The following is a 15,608-nucleotide window of genomic DNA, read 5'->3' as shown; positions in this document are numbered from 1 at the left end:
GCCCCGACATCCCATAAGCCTTTGTAAACCTTACTCACCTCTCTATTAAAACTCTACATTCCTCACTCCGCATTAATTATTCATTACTCATTAATCATTCTATAAAACTGATATTTATCATCTTTCTGAACTTTTATACCGGATTTTATTATTTCTATAGAATCACATCGTAATTTTGCGGAGGCTTGGTGACTGCTTTTGTCTCTGCTATACCTGAATCAGTTATTGATCACTTTAACATAATAACCGCTTAATGGCTATACTTATTTTCTTTGTACTGCACTGGTACCTTTCTCTGTTTGTGCAGACTTTCTTCCTGCACCGTTACGCAGCGCACAAGATGTTCACCATGAACCCGTTCTGGGAAAAGGCTTTTTACCTGCTGACGTACATCGCACAGGGCTCTTCTTTCCTGTCGCCACGTGCTTATGCTATTCTGCACCGCATGCACCACGCCTTCTCTGACACAGAGCGTGATCCGCATTCGCCGCATTATTCCAACAACGCATTTGCGATGATGTGGAAAACCAAAAACATTTACAACGATGTGCTCAACCACCGCGTGGAGCCGGAACGCCGTTTTGATGGCGATTACCCGATGTGGCCAGCACTGGAGAAGATCGGGGATTCGAAAATTTCTCGTATCGGCTGGGGCGTGGCTTATGTGCTGTTCTACATCGCCTTTGCTACGCAGTGGTGGATGTTCCTGCTGTTGCCGCTTCACTTCCTGATGGGCCCGGTACACGGTGCTATCGTAAACTGGAGCGGTCATAAGTATGGCTACCAGAATTTCGACAACAATGACAAGTCGCGCAACTCGCTTTTCTTCGACTTCCTGACAGGCGGTGAGTTGTTCCAGAACAACCACCACAAACTGCCTAACCGTGTGAACTTCGGCGTGAAGTGGTGGGAAGTAGACCCAACCTGGCCAGTAATCTGGACACTGGACAAGCTTAGCATCATTAAGCTGAAACCAGTGAAGGTTAAGGCTGCCAAAGCACCAAGAGCAAAAGCCAACGCTTAATCATATAGAAAAGCCCTTCGGAAACGGAGGGCTTTTTTGTTTCAGGTAGGTATAGCCGGCACACAACCGTCAACTGCTATATACCACTAACTGTATACCCTGGCACTTAGACAGGTATAGCGCCTGTGCAGCTTATACCTATTGGAGGAGGTTCTGTTTCAGCTTTGTACCTGTGCGTGGCTTTCCCAAATCAATTTTCAAAAACCTTGCATTAATTGGCACAAAATCACTACCTTTGCGGTTCTAAAAACTGGCGGACGGGTTCCGCCGACTTAACTATTTATATAAAAAATGGCTGTTAAAATCAGACTGGCCCGCAGAGGCCGCAAAAAAGCTGCTATCTACGATATCGTAGTAGCTGACGCTCGTTCACCACGTGATGGTAAATTTATCGAGAAACTGGGTACTTACAACCCGAACACAAACCCTGCTTCTATCGATTTCAGCGAAGAGAAGGCATTCCAGTGGTTGATGAACGGTGCTCAGCCAACTGACACTGTAAAGGCGATGCTTTCTTACAGAGGTATTCTGTACAAGAAGCACCTGCAGATTGGTGTTGTAAAAGGCGCTATCACGCAAGAAACAGCTGATGCTCGTTTCGAAGAGTGGAAGAAAGAGAAAGAAGCGAAGATCGAAAGCAAGCGTACTACACTTGGCTCTGAGAAAGAGGCGAAGCGTAAGGCTGCATTTGACGCTGAAACGAAAGTGAAAGAAGCTCGTGCAGAGGCTATCCGTCAGCGTGAGGCTGCCAAGCTTGCTGCTGATGCTCCTGCTGCTGAATCTGAAGAAGCTCCTGAGGCACCAGCTGCTGAAGGCGAGTCTACTGAAGAGCAAGCATAAATTACGGTTGCCATGCATATTGATGACTGCTTTCTGTTAGGACACATCGTCAAGACCCATGGCATCAAGGGGCAGGTTGTCGCGTTTTTTGACGTGGACTACCCCGAAGATTATGATGAATTGGAATCAGTCTTTCTTGAACAACAAGGAAGGCTGATTCCTTTTTTTATTGACAAAATGGAGCCCGTGCAGAAAGGCCGTTTTATTATCACCTTTGAGGATATCAAAACGATCGAGCAAGCCGAGAAACTCCGCAATGTCAGTCTATACCTGCCGCTCGACGAGCTCCCTGAACTCGAAGAAGGACAGTTTTACTTCCACGAGGTAATCGGCTACCAGGTGATAGACCAGAACCACGGCCCACTGGGCACCGTGAAAGACTTTTATGACATGCCACAGCAGCAGCTGATGGCCATGGAGTACAACGGGCAGGAGATGCTTGTACCTGTACTGGACGAGGTGTTTGTGCGTGCTGACCATGAAACTAAGGTACTGCATGTCAACCTGCCGGAAGGCCTGCTAGAGGTATACACCCAGCCCGGCACCCCTGACGACGCCGACGACCGCGACGAGTAGCCCCTATTATCATGCGATTTGACATCATCAGTTGCCAGCCCGACCTGTTGGACAGTCCTTTTAGCCATTCCATTGTTAAAAGAGCACAGCAAAAAGGTTTGGTCGACATCCACATCCACGATCTTCGCAAATACGCCATCAACAAACATGGTCAGATAGATGACTATGCCTTTGGCGGCGGAGCAGGTATGGTGATGATGATCGAACCGATTGATAAGATCCTAACGGAGCTGAAGGCGGAGCGGGAATACGACGCTGTGATTTACATGACGCCTGATGGGCAGACGCTGAACCAGCAGGTGGTGAACCAGTTTTCGCTGATGCGCAACGTAATTATCCTATGCGGGCACTACAAAGGCGTGGACGAACGTGTGCGACAGCATTACGTGACCCACGAGATCAGTATTGGTGACTATGTATTGTCAGGTGGCGAACTGGGAGCGGCTGTACTGGCTGATGCCATTATCCGCATTATACCGGGTGTGCTCAACGACGAGTCCTCCGCCCTGACTGATTCGTTTCAGGATGGGCTGCTGGCACCGCCAGTCTATACCCGACCGGCAGACTACAAAGGCATGACAGTGCCGGATATACTGCTTTCCGGAGACGGGCCTAAGATAGAGCAGTGGCGCTTTGAGCAGGCAGTGGAGCGCACGAGACAGCGCAGACCGGATCTGCTGAACGAGTAGCTTACCTGATACAGAATTACCTCCAAAGAAGCCTTTAGGGCTGATTTAGAGGACAAGTTTCAAAAACTTACATTTTTTTTCTGCAAATATTCTTATGTAATAAATAATTGCATATCTTTGCAGTCCGAATTTTGAAGAAGATATTTAGCTTTAACAACATAGCCATGAGCGAATTACTTAAATTTATCGAGCAGGAATCTACAGACAAGCGCGCCTCTTTCCCGACTTTCCAGTCTGGCGATACCATCAACATCCACGTGAAAATCCGTGAGGGTAACAAGGAGCGTATCCAGCAGTTCCAGGGCGTTGTTATTCAGCGCAAGAACGTTAACACAAACGGTGAGACTTTCACTGTAAGAAAAGTGTCTAACCAGATTGGTCTGGAGCGTATTTTCCCACTGCTTTCTCCATCTATCGAGAAAATCGAGCTTATAAGAAAAGGCCGTGTTAGAAGAGCTAGACTATACTACCTGAGAGGCCTGCAGGGTAAAGCTGCACGTATCAAGGAAAGAAGATAATTGAAGAACCTGTTTTCATAAGTTTTCCATAGTTTTAGTAAGAAGGGAGCCGTTTCTAATCGAACGGCTCCTTTTTTTATACCTGCTCTATGAGCCTTACCCGGGGCCATCCGCTGTCCCGGGCTTTCGGGATAGCAATGTAACCCCCTCAGGGAAATAACGCATACTTACCCGCACCGCATTATTGATTCTCTTCCGGTCCGGCTTACTATATTTGCAGCTATATCTCGTGCTATACCTATTGCATTCCTATATCCATGAATACTATACAGCGCTATACCTTCCTGTTGCTATCACTGGCCCTGCTAGCCTCCTGCCAAACTGACTACGCCGCTCTGCCCACATACAATGGCAAAAAACAGTTGCAGGCCGTGATTGAGGTGCCAGCCGGAAACTCCACCAAGCTGCACTACAATCGACAAACAAAAGCCTTTGAAGCAGAGCAGCAGGCCGGTCAGGATCGTGTTATCCCCTTTCTGCCTTATCCTGCCAATTTCGGCTTTATACCTTCTACAGAAACCAATGCACAGAAGAAGCCGCTGGAAGTAATTGTGCTGACAGGAAGCGTGGCTACAGGCACCGTATTGGAGGTGATTCCGGTGGGAGTACTGCAACTGGAGACAGCCGGTGAACTGGATCACAAGATCGTAGCTGTACCTGCAAGGCCAAGTGAGCGAACGATCAACGCCTCTGACTACAACAGCTTTACGGCGGACTACCCTGCTGCTAAAGCCATCCTGCAGCAATGGTTTGTACACCACAACCCCACAGCCAAGAGTAAGTTCGTGGGCTGGCGCAACGAACAGTTTGCAGAACAGGAGATACAGCGCTGGATGAAACTCTAAGCTTGTGTTGTCTCCTGCGTAATACTTGATCTAATAAAGGACAACTTATAAAACAGAAAAGCCTCCGCTCGGGAGGCTTTTCTGTTTTAGGACAGGTATAGAAGCTATACCTTACTTGATATCACGCAGTTTGGCTCTTACTTCTTCCACAGCACGCTCCATGGCCTGCACCTGCTGCCGGCTGGCTTCCTGCTGCTTCACGTTCAGCTCTACATTCTGCTCCAGCTGACGCAGTTCATCAGCATTGCGTACCAACTCAGCCTCCAGCTCTTGTTTGCGCTTCTTGTTCTTTTCGATACTCAGCTGTAAGTCGTTGGCCTGCTTCACGACACGGTCCTGCTCCTTTTTGGTGCTGCGGAGTACATTTTCGGCTTCGTTGATCTGCAACAGCACATCTTCCTGATATAGCTTTCTGCCAAAATTCTCCATGAACTGCTCCGCCGCGGTGTATACCTCAGGGGTGGCCCCTTTGTCAAGATGGGTCGTGCCCATATCGAGTGACCACCAGACATAGCTACCCGTTGCATGCGTGCCGACAGTGGAAATGACACGCACAGGTTGCTTACTGATGCTGATGAGCTTGGCCTCCTCTACCGTATAAACACCTTTGGAATGTTTCACCTTGCCCGCCTCCTGCGACAGGTGATCTTTCCAGATCTTCTCTACAAACTTAGGGTCCAGCTGCACGCTTAGCTGCTGACCGCTGCGCTTTATACCGCTTACTACCTGTTCGTTTTCCTCTACACGCATGACCTGCGCACTCGCCATACCTGATACCAGCAGCATGGCCGCTACCAACAATCCTTTTACTCGCATACTATACTTAGAAATAATGATTAGACAGGAACAATCGTATACCTACGAAAATAGCTAATCTATAGCATATATCAGATATAAGGAGCAGGATTAATTTAGCCACTGTTCTGTTTGGGTTTGGGGACTGCGAAGCTTACCTTTGTAAGTTTACAACCCGGGTAGCCCAAAATGTAAATTTGCACGTACGCAAACAATAACATAGGCCCACCTGTTGGAACCGCAATGAAAATAACGATCTGCAGAAAAGAGCACTTTAACGCCGCACACCGCCTGCACAATCCTGCCTGGAGCGACGAGCAGAACGCGGAAGTTTTCGGGCTGTGCAACAACCCCAACTTCCACGGACACAATTACGAGCTCATCGTCAAGCTGACAGGCTCCGTGAATAATGATACCGGGTATGTGTATGACATGAAGAAGCTGAGTACGCTGGTAAAAGAAGAGGTGATCGATAAATTTGATCACAAAAACCTCAACCTCGACACAGAGGAGTTCAGACAGTTGAACCCCACTGCCGAGAATATTGCCATCGTAATCTGGGAGCGATTGCGGGAAAAAATAAGCCAGGAATATGAACTGGGGATAACGCTTTATGAAACTGAACGAAACTTTGTTGAATATAATGGATAACCAGGACCTGGGCCAAGAAGCGGAAGAGATGGATGATCACATGATGAGCTCCCTGGAAACGCCGCTGCGCCCTGACGCATTTGACCTTTCTGACGCTGAGAAAATCGTGATCATCGAAAGGCACTTCCGCGAGATCATGCACACCATGGGACTCGACCTCACAGACGATAGCCTGAAAGGTACACCGCTGCGTGTGGCAAAAATGTATGTGCAGGAAATCTTCAGTGGCCTGCACCCGGAGAACAAGCCGGTTATCCGCCGATTTGAGAACAAGTACAAGTACAACCAGATGCTGGTGGAGCGCGATATTACCGTGTACTCTTCCTGCGAACACCATTTTGTGCCGATCATCGGCAAGGCCCATGTGGCATACATGCCTAACGAGCACGTGATCGGTCTTTCCAAGCTGAACCGCATTGTGCAGTACTATGCCCGCCGTCCGCAGGTGCAGGAGCGCATGACCATGCAGATAGCCGACGAACTGAAGCAGGCGCTGCAAACGGAGAATGTGGCCGTGCTGATTGAGGCGGACCACCTTTGTGTGATGAGCCGTGGCGTAAATGACGTAAGCAGCAGCACGATCACAGCAGAGTACTCCGGCCTGTTTGAGCAGGACCAGTACCGCAACGAGTTCCTGAGCCATATTCGCAAAAAATAAAACTTCTGCCTGGGCAAACCATGGCCCTGCCAGCTGGTTTTGATCGGTGAAAGTAACTTTCAGTTAGTCCTTACACGTATAGATATATTTCTATATAATTTATAAAACGATCTATACCTATGGCTGGGAAAATACTCATTACAGGTGGTTCAGGACTGATCGGCTCACGTCTTTCGGAGATGTTGATCGATCAGGGCTATGAAGTGGCGCACCTGTCCCGAGATCCCGACAAATTCTCTCACTACAAGACTTTCCGCTGGGACATAGAGAAATCCTCAATTGATGAGAATGCCATCACCTATGCCGATTACATCATCCACCTGGCGGGTGCTGGTCTGGCTGAGGAGAAATGGACAAAAGAGCGCAAGCGCGAGATTCTGCGCAGCCGGGTAGACAGCACCCAACTACTCCTCGACAGCCTCCGCCAAAACGAACACCACGTCAAAGGCTTTATCTCGTCTTCAGCCATCGGCATTTACGGCAACTCAGGTGACCAACTGATGTCGGAGGAGAGCAGCTACGGCGATGACTTCATGGCGGAGGTATGCAAGGCCTGGGAAGCAGCTGTGTGGCAAATCAAAGACCTGGGTATACGCACCGTCATCCTGCGCACAGGTATAGCCCTCAGCGATAAAGGAGGTGCCCTCCCGCAAATGGCCCGTCCTGTCAAGTTAATGGCAGGTGCTCCGCTCGGAAGCGGCAAGCAGTACATGTCCTGGATCCATATCGATGACCTGTGCCGCTTATACATCCGGGCAATTGAAGACACGCAGTTTACTGGTGTATACAATGCCGTGGCCCCTCACCCGGTCACCAATCAGGAATTTACCGAAGCGCTGGCCGAGGCCATGCACAAACCATTGGTATTGCCCAAAGTGCCTTCTTTTGCGCTTAACTTAATGCTTGGTGAAATGAGCGATGTAGTGCTGAGCGGCCAACGTGTAAGCGCCAACAAAGTGCTACAGACCGGCTTTACCTTTGAGTATAACTACCTGGACGAAGCACTGGAATCATTTTACAAAAAGCACCAGTCCTGATGCTGGATATATTATAAGCAGAAGCGCCCACTTATAATCTAAGTGGGCGCTTCTGCTTTTTAAGGACATGCTATTGCAGGAATTCTGACAGATCCAGTATATCCAGATCAAGGTCCAGCTGCGTGGAGTCTGGCTCAGCTTTTGGCAGTACGGTGGTACAGTTGTATTTCTTGCTGATCTTGACGGTTGGGCCCGGGAAACGGCCCATAGTATAGCCGAGGTCTTTGTCTTTATAAATGCGCTCCATGAAGAGACCGTATACCGGCAGGGCCGTTTTGGAGCCTTCGCCCAGGTTAGAGGTACGGAAGTGAATGCTGCGGTCCTCCCCGCCTACCCACACACCGGTCACCAGGTCCTTGGTCACACCCATAAACCAGCCATCGGAGTGGTTGGAAGTCGTACCAGTTTTGCCACCTATTTCATTGCCTTTCCAGAGGTCGTATTCCCAAAGCGCCTGTGAAGTGCCGCCCGGCTCTTCTATACCTCCCTTGAGCATGTGCATCATCAGGAAAGCAGTTTCTTCGCTCAACACCTTCTTTTGCTCCGGCACAAACTGCTCAATCAGGTTGCCTTCGCGGTCTTCGATGCGGGTGATGAAGCGGGGTGCAGTATGGAAGCCATGATTCGGGAAAGTGCTGTAAGCACCCACCATGTCGTAAATCGACACGTCGCTCGGGCCTAAGCCAATAGACGGCACTTTATCCAGCGGGCTGCTTATACCTAGCTTGTGCGCATAGTCGACCACTGTCTCCCAGCCAACCAGCTCGGTGAGCTGCGCTGTTACAGAGTTCACTGATTTACCCATGGCACGGCGCAAAGTCATCGGCGCCCCGGTATAAACCCAGTCCGCATTGGTAGGCGACCAACTCTTCTTCTCCCCTTTCTCCACATAGTTGATGGTGATACGCGTGTCCACGATCTTGTCGCAGGGCGAGTAACCATTGTCGATAGCAGCCACATATACGAAAGGCTTAAAGGTAGATCCCGGCTGGCGTCGCGCCTGCTTCACGTGATCGTACTTAAAGTACTTGTAGTTGATGCCGCCCACCCAGGCTTTGATCTCACCGGAGAACGGATCCATGGTCATCATACCGCCGTGCAGGAAACGCTTGTAGTAGCGCAGCGAGTCGAGCGGCGATAGGGTCATTTTCTTCTCACGCTCTGGATTTTCCCAGGTAAACACCATCATCTCACGTGGGGTATTGAGCTCTTTGTTGATGGCAGCCACGTCATCTCCATGCTTCTTTTTAAGGCGACGGTAATAATCGGTGCGCTTGATCGTCTCTTCAATGAACCCCGGAATCTCACGATTCTTCTCGTCCACCCACGGATTCTGACCTTTCCAGTGGTTGTCGAAGCGGCGCTGCAGCGTGCGCATCTGCTCTTCCATGGCAGCCTCGGCGTGCGCCTGTATCCGAGAGTCAATGGTGGTGTATACCTTCAGGCCATCGCGGTATAGGTCATAACCGTTCTGCTTGCACCACTCTTTCATGAAGTCGGCCACAGCGCCACGGAAGTAGGTAGCAGGTCCGTCATAATGGTTCTCGACCTTGTACTCCAGTTCCAGCGGCAGCTGGCTCAGCGAATCGGCTTCAGCAGCTGTCAGGTAATTATACTTGGCCATTTGCCCCAGCACCGTGTTACGGCGGCGTGTTGCGTTTTCGGGGTTGAAGCGGGGACTGTAGTAGGTTGGCGCTTTCAGCAAACCCACTAGCACGGCTGCCTGTTCTGTTTTCAGGCTGTCAGGTGAGGTATTGAAAAAGGTCTTGGAGGCGACCTGTATACCAAAGGAGTTACTGCCGAAGTCCACGGTGTTGAGGTACATGGCCAGGATTTCTTCTTTGGTATAGCGCTGCTCGAGTTTGATCGCCGTCAGCCATTCCTTGGTTTTAGAAATGACAATGTTAAGACCAGGAATATGCCCCAGCACCCCTTTGGCGTCGTCGGTACGGGTCTTGTACAGGTTTTTAGCCAGCTGTTGCGTAATGGTGCTGCCCCCACGGCTTTCGCCACGCAGGTTGTCATACACGGCCCCGAAAATGGCCGTCGGGTCTATACCTGCATGCTCGTAGAAACGGATATCCTCTGTGGCAATCAGGGCATTGATGAGCGTAGGCGACATTTGCTTGTAGCTCACCGGGCTGCGGTTTTCGCGGAAGTACTTCCCGATCAGGTTCCCGTCGGCGGTATAAAGCTCCGAAGCCTGGTCGCTGCGAGGGTTTTCCAGCCTGTCCAGACTCGGGGAAGAGCCGAAGAGGTAAAAGAAGTTGTACTCTACACTCACCAGATAGCCTATCACCACCATCAGCCCCAGCAGGAACAGCTTCCAGGTATAGCCGATCACACTGCCGTACACAGACCTCTTCTTCTTAACCGGTGGCTTTTCTTTTTCTTGCTCTTGCAGCATGTTATTTCATCAGGGCAGATTGCCCGTATTTTTACGGAACGCTTCTTTCTAATCTACTGCAAATATACCTTTTGTGTACAAATACTTTCCCAGAAACGCATAAAACTTAGTCAGTGATATACAGAAGCTGTTATAACTTTGACGGGCCCTGCCTATCTTTGCGCATAGTATTACCTATACCTCCATGCAAGAGCAACAACAGGCAGCTTTCGACAAGATCAAGGGTTTGCCGCTGACCAAGACTACCCGCAACGAACTGGTGCAGTACTTCCACTTCGGCAAAACCAGCTACACTACCCCGCAAGGATTGATTTTGGACGTGGGCCTCTACACCCTCGCCGTAAACTGCCCCTGGACTTTCGAGCTGGCCAACGGCGACACCATTAAGCACAATGAAGTATTCATGCGCAAGCGTGAGCCCGGCCTGCCCTCGCCCAAGTTTGACTGGAAAGTACCTGGCGCTAACCTCCGCGACCAGCGCCTGCAGGGGCTGGTAATCAGTAGCCAGGCTCTGGCTGTGGAAAGCACGGAAATAAGGGACGCCTACGGTATAGCCCTGACTTTTGTGAATGGTGACCGACTTGTGTTAACGCCTGACCTGGGTAAGCCACAGGAAGAATACTGGCAGCTGTTCAGCAATGCTGGTGATAATTTCAGCATTGGGGCTGGGGCAGCAGGAGTTGTAGAAAGTAAATGAGTTTCTATACCTTTAACCTTATGAAAAAACTGCTACAAACCACAGGTATAACCCTGGCACTTTGCCTCGGGTGCACGCTGGCTACTCAGGCTCAATCCAAAACAAAGCCTGCCACAAAAAAGGCTCCTTCTGCCAAAGCACAGGAAGCTCCTAAACAGCAAGAGTTGACCGACATGAGCCAGATGAAGACCTATTACATGGCACTGCTCAAGAAAGGTCCTTACCAACCAACCGACACGGCTGAGGTGAATACCATCCAGCGCGGGCACATGGCACACATCCGCAAGATGGCCGCTGAAGGAAAACTGGTGATGGCTGGTCCGTTTTTGGACAATGGCGAGCTTCGCGGCATTTTCATCTTTGATGTGGCTACGCTGGAAGAGGCAAAGGCATTGACCGAAGCAGATCCCGCTGTAAAGGCCGGCAAGCTGATCATGGAACTGCACCCCTGGATGAGCCAGCGTGGCACGACGCTTCCGTAGCAACTTTTATAGGCATCGGGCAGTATGCGAACAAAACAATCGCTGCTGCCCTTGAACTTTCGCCTGCACCTATTTGAGCTAGAAGACCAGCCCTGGTTTCCGCACATTTTCCGCCAGGGCATGCTCGACTTCCTGCGCTTCATGATCTCAAAGCTTGGCGCTTACGGCCCGGCTATACCTCTGCTGGAAGATCTGCTCCGTCGCAGCGACCAGACACACTTCACTGACCTTTGCTCTGGTGCCGGTGGTGGCATAGCAGGTATACGCGAAGCACTGAGCCAGCGCATGGGTGAGCCTGTGCGTGTCACCTTATCTGACAGGTACCCCAACATAGGGGCTTATGAGTTTCTGCAAGCCGAGTCCGGCGGGATGATCGATTTCATTGCCTCTCCTGTTGATGCGACGAATGTACCTCCTCAAATAAAAGGAGTACGCACTATCTTTTCCTCTTTTCACCATTTCAGACCACAGCAGGCCGTGGCCATTTTGCAGAATGCAGCCGATCAAAGGGCGCCTATTGGCATCTTTGAAGGAGGTGGCAAGACCTGGGCCGAACTGATCATCTTTCTGCTTACCTTCCCGATCATTATCCTGCTAGTAACACCTTTTATCCGCCCTTTTAAACTTAGTCGGCTACTGTTCACGTACCTAATACCAATCATCCCGTTAGGTATACTTTGGGATGGACTGGTGTCGCTTTTCAGACTGTACAACCCCCAGATGCTGGACGAGCTGCTGGCCCGCGTCGATACTCCGCCCGGCTATACCTGGCGCAGCGGCATAGTGGGAAGCGGACCGGGCAAACAAGTCATTTACCTGCTAGGCTACCCTGTAAACAAGTAAAAGATGAAACCACTGGCTATACCTGTTATCGGAAAATACAGCAGTGCCCTGACCCTGATGCGAATTCCATTTTCGGTATACCTGATGCCGGTCTACTGGTTTGCGATGAGTGTAACGGATGGCTATACCTTGTGGCGGGCCGCCGCTGTCTTCTTCATTTTACACATATTGGTATACCCTGCCAGCAACGGTTACAACTCATACCACGACCGCGACGAAGGCAGTATTGGCGGACTCCGGAGACCACCCAAAGTCACGCAGGAGCTTTTTCACCTGGTGCTGTTATTTGACGTGCTGGCCTTGCTGCTCAGCTTTTTGCTATCGCCGCTGTTTGCCTTGATGGTCGCGCTATACTTGCTGGTTTCTAAGGCCTACAGCGATCGGGACATCCGGCTCAAGAAATACCCGGTTATCAGCACGCTGGTTGTCACGGTATTTCAGGGCGCCTTTACTTTTCTGATGGTACAGGTCGGGGCCGATCTTGACCTTGAACTCATCTGGCAATCGCTGAATATTCTATTTGCCCTGGTCAGTACGCTCTTTCTCTGTGGCTCTTATCCGCTTACTCAAATTTATCAGCATCAGGAAGACAGTGAGCGTGGTGACAAAACACTGAGTTTGCTGCTAGGTATACGGGGCACCTTCGTATTTGCAGGTATAGCGCTGGGCCTGGGAGCGGCCTTACTGATCGGGCTATACCTGGCGCTGGGACAACTGCTCAGCATTTTGGTTTTTCTGCTTTGCACGGCTCCTATCTCCTACTTTTTCCTGAATTGGGTACGGAAGTCGTGGCAGAACTCAAAAGAAGTGAACTTCGAGAATACGATGCGCATGAACAAGATTTCATCGCTCTGCATCAGCCTGGCTTTTTTTCTGATACTGCTGCTGCGCTCCATGTATAGTGGCTAAAGCTCATATCGGCTGTTCCTCAGTAACTACACAGCCTGATTTCGTATAACAGCAAAAACCGTCGCACTATGAAACTACTCTACGCTGTAATAGGTGGCGTTGCCGCTACCGCCGCCATGACTGCCTTTCTATACCTGCTCTCGTTTGTGACGCATCGTGTTATGAAGGTGATCCGGATCCTAGGCACCATGCTCACCAACCGCACCCAACCCGACGGCTCCCTCTCCATGGCAACCAGCACCAAGGTATATGGCACAGTCGCGCATTACCTGGTCGGGATCATTTTTGCGCTGTTCTACATTGCGCTATGGCACTCAGAGGTAGGCCTCATTAACGCTTCATGGGGCTTTCTCTTTGGCCTGGCGCATGGCCTGATGGCGATGTTTATCTGGTATCTGTTTTTCCTGGTACACCCCAGGCCACCTCTCATTTCTCTCCGCACTTACCTGATCACGCTCATCTTTGCGCACATCGTGTATGGTGTGGTGCTCACCTATACCGTCTACCTGCTGGCTACCCCTGATTATCCTTTTTGGAGTTAAGGGAATTGAGTGATTTCTGATTGAGTGAATGAGTGATTTATTATTGAACTATAACTGTTCCATTTCGATTTCACATAAAATCAAAAAGCCCCTGTTGCTTGATGGCAACAGGGGCTTTTTGATTTTATGCAGAGCTTCCTATCCGTTCATCGAAATCAGGAACTCTTCGTTGCTCTTGGTACCCTGCATTCTGTCTTTCAGGAATTCCATGGCTTCCACGGAGTTCATATCGGACATAAACTTGCGCAGGATCCAGATGCGGTTGAGTTCGTCGCGATCCATGAGTAGGTCTTCGCGGCGTGTGCCGGATGCAGGCACGTCGATAGCTGGATAGATTCTGCGATTGGCCAGTTTGCGGTCCAACTGCAGTTCCATGTTACCGGTACCTTTAAATTCTTCGAAGATTACCTCGTCCATCTTAGAACCTGTGTCAATCAGGGCGGTGGCGATGATAGTCAGGGAGCCGCCGTTTTCTACATTACGGGCAGCACCGAAAAAGCGCTTCGGCTTGTGCAGTGCGTTGGCATCCACACCACCTGACAGGATCTTACCTGACGAAGGGACTACCGTGTTGTAGGCACGTGCCAGACGTGTAATAGAGTCGAGCAGGATCACTACGTCGTGGCCGCACTCTACCATACGCTTGGCCTTGTCCAGAACAATGCTCGACACCTTCACGTGGCGCTCAGCAGTTTCGTCGAAAGTAGAGGCAATTACCTCCGCTCTTACGCTGCGGGCCATGTCGGTTACCTCTTCAGGGCGCTCGTCTATGAGCAGGATCATCAGGTACACTTCCGGGTGATTTTCAGATATCGCATTGGCGATCTCTTTCAGCAACACCGTTTTACCTGTTTTTGGCTGTGCCACGATCATACCACGCTGGCCTTTACCGATTGGGGCAAACAGGTCCAGAATTCGAGTTGAAAGCTGGCTAGGTCTGGTGGTAAGTTTTAGACGCTCTTCCGGGAAAAGCGGCGTCAGGTGCTGGAAAGGAATACGATCGCGGATTTCCTCCGTGGTACGTCCATTCACAGAATCCACTTTAAGCAGGGCAAAGTACTTCTCCCCTTCTTTCGGTGGACGGATCTGCCCTTTCACAGTATCACCAGTCTTTAGACCAAACAATTTGATCTGCGATGGAGACACATAGATATCATCCGGAGATGCTAAATAATTGTAATGCGTAGAGCGAAGGAAGCCGTAGCCATCCTGCATCAGCTCCAATACACCTTCATTTAGGATTATTCCGTCAAACTCACGGAAGTTATTGCTGTTTGCGGCCGCATGTTGCTGGCGGCGCGGGAAATTGTCACCACCACGGTTCTGTTCGTTGCGGCTATCGCTGCGGTTACCTACCTCAGGGCGCTGCTCACGCTGTTCTGCGCGATTATCGCTTCTCTCGGTGCGCTCAGGACGCTGCTCCGTTCTCTCAACACGTTCTGCTCTCTCTGTACGTTCAGGTCTCTCAGTACGCTCAGGACGTGCTTCTGTGCGCTCGGCACGCGGCTCCTGACGCTGCTCACGCGGATTGCCGCCTTCGTTGCGGTTGTCGCGACGGGCTGTTGTGCGCTCACGCTGCGGACCATGGTCCTTGGTTGGTGCCGGCTGTTGTACTAAAGTCGGGCTGGTTTGTTCGCGGCGGGCTGCTTCGCGGGCAGGTCTTCGTTCGGTTGGCGCTGCGGGGGCAGGTGCCGGTTGCTCTTCGCTGGTAGTAATTGTGTTTTCAGTAGCTTCTGTTTCGCTTACGGCGGCTGTGCTAGGGGAGGACTTTACTTTTTTCGGCAATTGTTCGGGAGGGGTTATGGCTTGCTGATCAAGGATTTTGTAAACCAGATCCTGTTTGCTGAGTTTCTTGAAATTCTTGACACCCAGGTCTTCTGCAATTTCCTTGAGTTCTGAAAGAAGCCTATCTTTCAATTCTTCAATTTTGTACATAAATGTGGTATGGTAGTTAAATTAACCTGCTTGGCACGCTTGGGCGAACGCAGCGAGAGCTTTACTTATAATTCGGAAAATGAATGAATGCGACAGAGTTTTGTGCGGCTCAGGAAAGGGCCTGCCATAAATTGCACTGCAATGTTATTGCAATGCTTAT

Annotated in this window: 17 protein-coding genes; 14 read left to right on the top strand and 3 right to left on the bottom strand. The window is 50.4% G+C overall.

From position 1 onward, the window contains the following. Positions 1–253 precede the first annotated feature (253 nt). From I0P70_RS01040 to I0P70_RS01015, 6 genes are all read left to right on the top strand, one after another. Positions 254–1,024: an acyl-CoA desaturase gene (locus tag I0P70_RS01040; RefSeq protein ID WP_196114358.1), complete on the top strand. Its 771-nt coding sequence runs from the start codon at positions 254–256 to the stop codon at positions 1,022–1,024. A gap of 291 nt (positions 1,025–1,315) precedes the next feature. Further along, positions 1,316–1,864 (top strand): 30S ribosomal protein S16, encoded by a 549-nt coding sequence (locus I0P70_RS01035; RefSeq protein ID WP_196114357.1) that lies wholly within the window; start codon positions 1,316–1,318, stop codon positions 1,862–1,864. A 12-nt stretch (positions 1,865–1,876) separates the two neighbouring features. Next, on the top strand, positions 1,877–2,440 hold the full coding sequence (gene rimM / locus I0P70_RS01030) for a ribosome maturation factor RimM (protein WP_196114356.1): 564 nt from the start codon (positions 1,877–1,879) through the stop codon (positions 2,438–2,440). A gap of 11 nt (positions 2,441–2,451) precedes the next feature. Beyond that, entirely contained in the window at positions 2,452–3,129 is a 678-nt protein-coding gene (gene trmD, locus I0P70_RS01025; protein ID WP_196114355.1) for a tRNA (guanosine(37)-N1)-methyltransferase TrmD, read from the top strand. 164 nt (positions 3,130–3,293) lie between these two features. Beyond that, a complete protein-coding gene (rplS, locus tag I0P70_RS01020) occupies positions 3,294–3,647 on the top strand; it encodes a 50S ribosomal protein L19 (protein ID WP_196114354.1) in 354 nt (117 codons plus the stop codon). A 257-nt stretch (positions 3,648–3,904) separates the two neighbouring features. Next, positions 3,905–4,492: an inorganic diphosphatase gene (locus I0P70_RS01015; protein ID WP_196114353.1), complete on the top strand. Its 588-nt coding sequence runs from the start codon at positions 3,905–3,907 to the stop codon at positions 4,490–4,492. 111 nt (positions 4,493–4,603) lie between these two features. Here I0P70_RS01015 and I0P70_RS01010 read toward each other — a convergent pair whose 3' ends face one another. Beyond that, a complete protein-coding gene (locus I0P70_RS01010; RefSeq protein WP_230391917.1) occupies positions 4,604–5,308 on the bottom strand; it encodes a DNA repair ATPase in 705 nt (234 codons plus the stop codon). Between the two features lie 222 nt (positions 5,309–5,530). Between I0P70_RS01010 and I0P70_RS01005 the strand changes: the two genes are divergently transcribed. From I0P70_RS01005 to I0P70_RS00995, 3 genes are all read left to right on the top strand, one after another. Then, positions 5,531–5,938 (top strand): 6-carboxytetrahydropterin synthase, encoded by a 408-nt coding sequence (locus I0P70_RS01005; RefSeq protein ID WP_196114352.1) that lies wholly within the window; start codon positions 5,531–5,533, stop codon positions 5,936–5,938. Then, on the top strand, positions 5,901–6,596 hold the full coding sequence (gene folE, locus I0P70_RS01000; protein ID WP_370583167.1) for a GTP cyclohydrolase I FolE: 696 nt from the start codon (positions 5,901–5,903) through the stop codon (positions 6,594–6,596). Before I0P70_RS01005 ends, folE begins: the two co-directional genes overlap by 38 nt. Positions 6,597–6,715: 119 nt before the next feature. Then, entirely contained in the window at positions 6,716–7,633 is a 918-nt protein-coding gene (locus I0P70_RS00995) for a TIGR01777 family oxidoreductase (RefSeq protein ID WP_196114351.1), read from the top strand. A gap of 70 nt (positions 7,634–7,703) precedes the next feature. On the opposite strand, the gene I0P70_RS00990 is transcribed toward I0P70_RS00995, so the two are convergent. Continuing rightward, positions 7,704–10,040, bottom strand: a complete 2,337-nt coding sequence (locus I0P70_RS00990; RefSeq protein ID WP_196114350.1) for a penicillin-binding protein 1A — start codon at positions 10,038–10,040, stop codon at positions 7,704–7,706. Positions 10,041–10,224: 184 nt separating this feature from the next. On the opposite strand from I0P70_RS00990, the gene I0P70_RS00985 reads away from it, so the two are divergent. From I0P70_RS00985 to I0P70_RS00965, 5 genes are all read left to right on the top strand, one after another. Beyond that, on the top strand, positions 10,225–10,737 hold the full coding sequence (locus I0P70_RS00985; protein WP_196114349.1) for a hypothetical protein: 513 nt from the start codon (positions 10,225–10,227) through the stop codon (positions 10,735–10,737). 20 nt (positions 10,738–10,757) lie between these two features. Next, entirely contained in the window at positions 10,758–11,219 is a 462-nt protein-coding gene (locus I0P70_RS00980; protein WP_196114348.1) for a YciI family protein, read from the top strand. A 24-nt stretch (positions 11,220–11,243) separates the two neighbouring features. Further along, positions 11,244–12,062, top strand: a complete 819-nt coding sequence (locus tag I0P70_RS00975) for a class I SAM-dependent methyltransferase (protein ID WP_196114347.1) — start codon at positions 11,244–11,246, stop codon at positions 12,060–12,062. 3 nt (positions 12,063–12,065) lie between these two features. After that, on the top strand, positions 12,066–12,971 hold the full coding sequence (locus tag I0P70_RS00970; RefSeq protein WP_196114346.1) for a UbiA family prenyltransferase: 906 nt from the start codon (positions 12,066–12,068) through the stop codon (positions 12,969–12,971). Positions 12,972–13,039: 68 nt separating this feature from the next. Further along, positions 13,040–13,513 carry a hypothetical protein gene (locus I0P70_RS00965; protein ID WP_196114345.1) on the top strand — a complete coding sequence of 158 codons (474 nt, stop codon included), beginning with the start codon at positions 13,040–13,042 and terminating at the stop codon, positions 13,511–13,513. A gap of 138 nt (positions 13,514–13,651) precedes the next feature. On the opposite strand, the gene rho is transcribed toward I0P70_RS00965, so the two are convergent. After that, a complete protein-coding gene (rho, locus tag I0P70_RS00960; RefSeq protein ID WP_196114344.1) occupies positions 13,652–15,448 on the bottom strand; it encodes a transcription termination factor Rho in 1,797 nt (598 codons plus the stop codon). Between the last annotated feature and the right edge of the window lie 160 nt (positions 15,449–15,608).

Origin of the sequence: Pontibacter sp. FD36, from assembly GCF_015686655.1 — a bacterium.
In the GTDB taxonomy this organism is placed as follows: domain Bacteria; phylum Bacteroidota; class Bacteroidia; order Cytophagales; family Hymenobacteraceae; genus Pontibacter.
This window is presented reverse-complemented; position numbering and strand designations above follow the sequence as displayed.

What these genes read in the sequence shown, in the direction of transcription:
- I0P70_RS00980 (WP_196114348.1), top strand. Translation starts at nt 10,758, where the DNA reads ATGAAAAAACTGCTACAAACCACAGGTATAACCCTGGCACTTTGCCTC.
- trmD (WP_196114355.1), top strand. Translation starts at nt 2,452, where the DNA reads ATGCGATTTGACATCATCAGTTGCCAGCCCGACCTGTTGGACAGTCCT.
- I0P70_RS00995 (WP_196114351.1), top strand. Translation starts at nt 6,716, where the DNA reads ATGGCTGGGAAAATACTCATTACAGGTGGTTCAGGACTGATCGGCTCA.
- rho (WP_196114344.1), bottom strand. Translation starts at nt 15,448, where the DNA reads ATGTACAAAATTGAAGAATTGAAAGATAGGCTTCTTTCAGAACTCAAG.
- I0P70_RS00970 (WP_196114346.1), top strand. Translation starts at nt 12,066, where the DNA reads ATGAAACCACTGGCTATACCTGTTATCGGAAAATACAGCAGTGCCCTG.
- I0P70_RS01035 (WP_196114357.1), top strand. Translation starts at nt 1,316, where the DNA reads ATGGCTGTTAAAATCAGACTGGCCCGCAGAGGCCGCAAAAAAGCTGCT.
- I0P70_RS00975 (WP_196114347.1), top strand. Translation starts at nt 11,244, where the DNA reads ATGCGAACAAAACAATCGCTGCTGCCCTTGAACTTTCGCCTGCACCTA.
- I0P70_RS00990 (WP_196114350.1), bottom strand. Translation starts at nt 10,040, where the DNA reads ATGCTGCAAGAGCAAGAAAAAGAAAAGCCACCGGTTAAGAAGAAGAGG.
- I0P70_RS01040 (WP_196114358.1), top strand. Translation starts at nt 254, where the DNA reads ATGGCTATACTTATTTTCTTTGTACTGCACTGGTACCTTTCTCTGTTT.
- I0P70_RS01005 (WP_196114352.1), top strand. Translation starts at nt 5,531, where the DNA reads ATGAAAATAACGATCTGCAGAAAAGAGCACTTTAACGCCGCACACCGC.
- I0P70_RS01010 (WP_230391917.1), bottom strand. Translation starts at nt 5,308, where the DNA reads ATGCGAGTAAAAGGATTGTTGGTAGCGGCCATGCTGCTGGTATCAGGT.
- rplS (WP_196114354.1), top strand. Translation starts at nt 3,294, where the DNA reads ATGAGCGAATTACTTAAATTTATCGAGCAGGAATCTACAGACAAGCGC.
- I0P70_RS00965 (WP_196114345.1), top strand. Translation starts at nt 13,040, where the DNA reads ATGAAACTACTCTACGCTGTAATAGGTGGCGTTGCCGCTACCGCCGCC.
- I0P70_RS00985 (WP_196114349.1), top strand. Translation starts at nt 10,225, where the DNA reads ATGCAAGAGCAACAACAGGCAGCTTTCGACAAGATCAAGGGTTTGCCG.
- I0P70_RS01015 (WP_196114353.1), top strand. Translation starts at nt 3,905, where the DNA reads ATGAATACTATACAGCGCTATACCTTCCTGTTGCTATCACTGGCCCTG.
- rimM (WP_196114356.1), top strand. Translation starts at nt 1,877, where the DNA reads ATGCATATTGATGACTGCTTTCTGTTAGGACACATCGTCAAGACCCAT.
- folE (WP_370583167.1), top strand. Translation starts at nt 5,901, where the DNA reads ATGAAACTGAACGAAACTTTGTTGAATATAATGGATAACCAGGACCTG.